Annotated in this window: 5 protein-coding genes; all 5 read left to right on the forward strand. The window is 72.3% G+C overall.

Annotation, left to right across the window (positions count from 1 at the left end):
- On the forward strand, positions 1-1,644 hold a 1,644-nt coding region (locus ACWEPL_RS64920; RefSeq protein ID WP_452442988.1), incomplete at its 5' end, for a LuxR C-terminal-related transcriptional regulator.
- A 68-nt stretch (positions 1,645-1,712) separates the two neighbouring features.
- Positions 1,713-2,297, forward strand: coding sequence for an RNA polymerase sigma factor (locus ACWEPL_RS64925; protein WP_363968096.1), 585 nt, complete (start codon positions 1,713-1,715; stop codon positions 2,295-2,297).
- Positions 2,297-3,352: a CU044_5270 family protein gene (locus ACWEPL_RS64930; protein ID WP_452442991.1), complete on the forward strand. Its 1,056-nt coding sequence runs from the start codon at positions 2,297-2,299 to the stop codon at positions 3,350-3,352. The genes ACWEPL_RS64925 and ACWEPL_RS64930 overlap by 1 nt, the downstream gene beginning before the upstream one ends.
- 77 nt (positions 3,353-3,429) lie before the next feature.
- Complete coding sequence (locus ACWEPL_RS64935) at positions 3,430-4,308, forward strand: hypothetical protein (protein WP_452442994.1); 879 nt, start codon at positions 3,430-3,432, stop codon at positions 4,306-4,308.
- A 138-nt stretch (positions 4,309-4,446) separates the two neighbouring features.
- Entirely contained in the window at positions 4,447-4,809 is a 363-nt protein-coding gene (locus tag ACWEPL_RS64940; RefSeq protein ID WP_452442996.1) for a S8 family serine peptidase, read from the forward strand.
- The last annotated feature ends 67 nt before the right edge of the window (positions 4,810-4,876 follow it).

Consider the following 4,876-nt stretch of genomic DNA (forward strand, 5'->3'; position numbering starts at 1 on the left):
ATCGCCGCCGCGCTCCAACAGGCGGCCGGCCGCGCCCGCGAACGCGCGGGCCACGCCGCGGCCGCCGCGGCCCTGGAGCGGGCCGCGCGGCTCACCCCCGGCCTGGCCGAACGTGCCCGGCGGCTGGCCCTGTCGGCCGAGGCCGCCGCGGACGCCGGCGCCCTGGAGCACGCGCAGGTCCTGGCCGATCAGGCCCGGCGGCTGGGCGACGACCCGCTGACCCTGGCCCGGCTGGCGGGGCTGCGCGGCCGGATCGCGTTCGACCGGGGCGCGGTGCAGGAAGCCCACCGGATCCTCGTCGACGGCGCCGCCGCCATCGCCGGCCTCGACCGCAGGGGCGCGGCGCTCCTCCTGCTCGACGCGGTGCGCAACGCGTGGTACCTGAGCGATCCGGCGGCCGTCGCCGAGTCCTCGGCGGGGCTGGCCGGCCTGCCGCTGACGCCGGAGGACGGGCTCGACGGGTTCGTCCGGGCGGCCCACGCGATGGCCGATTTCCTGGCCGGCGACCTGGACCGGGCGCTGCCGCCGTTCCGCGAGCTCATCGACCTGGCCGCGGCGATCCCCTCCGGCATGACGGCCCTGCGGATCAGCATCTGCTCGCTGGCCGGGATCTCGGGCGACTTCGGCAACGGGCTCGCCATCGCCCACGCGGCGATCGAGGAGTGCCGGGCCGACGGCATGATCGGGCTGCTGCCGCTCGCCCAGGCGGTGCTGGCGATCCACCAGATGTACCTCGGGCGCTTCCGCGACGCCGTCACGACCGCGACCGAGGGACGCCGGCTCGCCACCGACATCGGCCAGACGCACCGCATCGCGCACTTCGAGAGCGTCATGGCCATGGTGGCCGCCGTCCAGGGCCGGGAGCAGGACTGCCGTGAACTCGCCGAGCGCACGATCGCGCACGTCAGCGCCCATCCGGTGGCGACGATCGTGGGCTGGGCCGAGTGGGCGCTCGGCCTGCTGGACCTCGGTCAGGGCCGCTTCGAGGCCGCGCTGGAGCGCTTCGACGCCGCCGCCCGGGGGCCGCTCCGGCACCAGATCATGCCCATCTACTTCGCTCCCGACCAGATCGAGACCGCCGTACGGCTGGGCCTGCCCGCCCGCGCCGCGCAACCGCTGGCGCGCTTCGAGTCCTGGGCCGCCGCCGCCCGCCATCCGTGGGCGGAGGCCGTGCTGCACCGCTGCCGGGCCCTGCTCGCCACCGACGACGAGGAGGCGGAGCGGCATTGGGAGCAGGCCGTACGATCGCACGCCGACGCGAACCGGCCGTACGAACGGGCCCGCACCGACCTGCTCTACGGCGAGTGGCTGCGCCGCGCCCGCCGCAAGAACGAGTCCAGGACCCGCCTGCGCTCGGCGCTGGAGACCTTCGAACGCGTCGGCGCCGCGCCGTGGGCCGAGCGGGCGCGCGCCGAGCTGCGCGCGGCGGGCGAGACCGTCGCCCAGGGCGCCCCCGACCTGGCCGCCTCGCTCTCACCCCAGGAACTCCAGGTGGTACGCCTGGCCGCCACGGGGGTCACCAACCGGGAGATCGCCGCCCAGCTGTTCCTCAGCCCCAAGACCGTCAGCCACCACCTCTACCGCGCCTTCCCCAAGCTCGGCGTCACCACCCGCACCGAACTCGCCCGCCTCGACCTGGGCTGAAACACGGCCGTGAAGAAAAACGGCTGAGCGGCGAACTCCGGGGTGACAGTTCCCTCCGAAAGGACGCCATGGCTGCACCACCTGACGCCAGTGACGTGATGGAAGACGTCACCGTGGTCGAGCGGTCGATGGACAACCCTGACCTTTTCGCCCTCCTGTACGACCGCTATTTCCACGAGCTCTACCGATATCTGGCCGCCCGGCTCGGCAGCGAGCACGTCGAGGACATGGTCGCGGACGCCTTCCTGATCGCGTTCAACGGCAGAGGCGGTTTCGACTCCGACCGAGGCACCGTGCGGTCGTGGTTATACGGCATCGCGACGAATGTCGTGGCCCGGCACCGCCGCAGAGAAGGCCGCCGCCTGAACGCCCTCAGCAAGGTTCCGGCCGAGGACTCCGCCGACGGGCACGAGGACCGGGTGACCTCACAGCTCGCGGCGGAGGCCAGCCGGCCGGAGCTCGTGCGCGGGCTGAAAGGGCTCGCGAAGGGCGATCGCGACGCGGTGTTCCTGCTCGTGTTCGGCGGGCTCGGCTACGAGGAGATCGCCACTGCGCTGGACATACCGGTCGGGACCGTCGGGTCCCGGATCAACAGGGCGAGGAAGAAGCTGCGTACCGCCCTGGGCGACGTCAACCCGATGAAGGAGTGGTGATGGACGAGCTCAAGCTGATCGAGGCCGTGTTCACGGAGCCGGACCCCACGCCGCGGGCCGCCGCGGCGGGACGGGACCGCTTCCTCCGGCAGGCCCACGAGGCGCAGGCGTCCCAGCTCGGCCGTTTGCGCCGCAGGTGGGCCACCGCGCTGCCGGCCCGGCGCGTGATCCTGGTCGGCGCGATGGCGGTGACGCTCACCGCCGGCATCCTCGTCACCGAGGTGGGTCTGGGCGGCTCCGCCCCGCACACTCCCGGAAACCTGCTCGCCGCGCCTCCGGCCGACGCCAAGGCGCTGCTCACCCTGGCCGCGCGGGCCGCCGCCGGCCAGGGTGACACGGTGCCGTCCCGCGGCCAGTACGTCCACACCAAGACGCTCGCCCAGCAAAGCCTGTACACCAAGGACAAGGCGGGCGCGACGCAGTACACCAAGGTGATGGTCAACGAGGAGCGCTGGGAGGCCGCCGACGTGGGCAAGCCCTGGCTGAGCCGCAAGCAGGCCCTGTCGGCCACGGGACCGGCGCCCCGGAAGTTCTGGGACCGCGGCGTCGAGGACATCCTCTCCGAGTCGTCGGGCTGCCCCGGCCAACCGGCCTACGCCCGGCTGGGCGCCTGGCCGACGGACCCCGCCCAGGTGCGCGCGAAGATCGTGGCCGACACGGGCGAGGAGCCGCTGCGCATCTGGACCTCTCTCCAGGGCCTGATCCGCGAGTCCGTGGTACGGCCCAGCCTGGGCGCCGCGCTCTACCAGGTGGCCGCCGGGCTGGACGGCATCGTGCTCATCCGCGACGCCGTGGACGTCTCCGGCCGCCCCGGGCTGGCCGTCGCCATGGACGAGGGCGACGGCCGCCGGTCCGAGCTGATCTTCGACCGGCAGACCTATCGCTACCTGGGCGAGCGCACGGTGATCACCGAGGCCAAGAAGGTGAAGCTGCCCGAGGGCGAGTACTTCGAGAAGAAGGGCTCGGTGAACGGCGTCGCCGTGCTCGCCGCCGACCTCGTCCCGGGGCTGCCCGAGGTGTCGCCGAAGGCGTCCCGCATGAAGATCCCCTGCTGAGACTTTCCCCCTGATCCGGCCTTTTCGGCCGGGAGTTCTGTTTCGCATGCCCACATTTCGATGAAGGAGAACTACCCATGTTCATCGCCAAGGCCGTCGCGGCCACCCTGCTCGCCGGTTCGTTCGGCGCTCTCGCCGCACCGCCCGGGGACGACGCCGCGTACGACAAGCAGCGGCAGATGGAGGACAAGCGCGTCGCCTGCATGACCGAGCAGGGCCTCGCCTACGTGGCCGCGCTCGCGCCCGAGCGCCGGTGGCAGCCCGGGGAGCGGGAACGGCTCTCGGGCGATCTCAAGGCGCTGCGGACGTACCGGGCCAGGTACGGCTTCGGCGTCTGGTCCCCGAACGTCTATCCGAAGGATGAGGTGGTCAACCCCACCTCGCCGGACAACCCGAACAACAAGACCCTGATGTCCCTCTCGGCCGCCGACCTGAAGAAGTGGCGCGCCGCCGACGACGCCTGCTTCTCCCAGGCGGTCAAGGACGTGCTGGGCAAGACCGTCACCTCCCAGGAGGACTACTACGACCAGCTCGAAGCGGCGGTGCAGAAGTCGCTGAGCGTCCTCGACCGGGACAAGGAGCTCGTGCGGCTGGGCAAGCAGTTCGCCACGTGCCTGGGGGCCGGCGAGACCAGGCCGACCGCGCTGGACGGCCTGAGCCACACGAAGATCGTGCGGCAGGCCTCGGAGGTCGCCAGGAAGGCCTGGAAGGGCGAACTGCCCAAGGCCCCGAAGAGCAGGACCGTCATCTTCCTGCCGAACCTGAAGCCGGCGGAGGCCAAGCCGTACCTGGACAAGGAGATCAAGGCGGCGCTGAAGGACCTGGAGTGCGGGAAGGCCTTCTACCCCGCCTACTCGCCCAAGGCCGTGGAGATCACGTCGCGGGTCTACCAGGAGTTCGGCCGGGAGAGCGCGGCCCAGGCGATCGCGTCCCGGATCTACCGCAAGATCATCTGACCGTACGGTGACGGCGGGCCGCTCGTAGCACCCCGAGCGGCCCGCCTCCACGCTGCAGAAAGGCGTGCGTATGACCAAGGTTCTGCTCTCGCTGGCGCTCTCCCGGTCCCCGGAGCGCCTCCCCCGGCCGCGGGAACGGTGACGCTGCTGACCGGGGACAGGGTCGTGGTGAGCGCCTCAGGCCATCGCGTCGAGCCCGCGCAGGGCAGGCGTGTGCGCTTCACGATCCGCGAACGTGACGGCCACCTGGCGCACAACGGGACCTCGATGGCGGCGCCGCACGTCGCGGGGGCCGCCGCCATCATCGCCCAGCAGCATCCCGACTGGAACGGCGAACGGATCAAGGCGGCGCTGGTCGAATCGGCCAAAGCCGGCACCGGATGGACCGCGCTGGTGACCAACCCGCGCGCGGGCCACGTCTCGCTCCGCGCGACGGCCGGCGACCACGCGGGGGCGGGCGTCGTCCAGACGATCACCCGCGCGTGGGCGGTCGGCTCGTAGCGGGGCGCCCGGCCCCGGACATGTCCTTCCTGGAGATGCTGGACGTCCTCAACGAGCGTCTCATCCT

The sequence above is a fragment of the Nonomuraea sp. NPDC004186 genome (assembly GCF_053603495.1).

Coding starts and splice junctions, on each gene's coding strand:
- ACWEPL_RS64925 (WP_363968096.1), top strand. CDS start 1,713: ATGGCTGCACCACCTGACGCCAGTGACGTGATGGAAGACGTCACCGTG.
- ACWEPL_RS64935 (WP_452442994.1), top strand. CDS start 3,430: ATGTTCATCGCCAAGGCCGTCGCGGCCACCCTGCTCGCCGGTTCGTTC.
- ACWEPL_RS64930 (WP_452442991.1), top strand. CDS start 2,297: ATGGACGAGCTCAAGCTGATCGAGGCCGTGTTCACGGAGCCGGACCCC.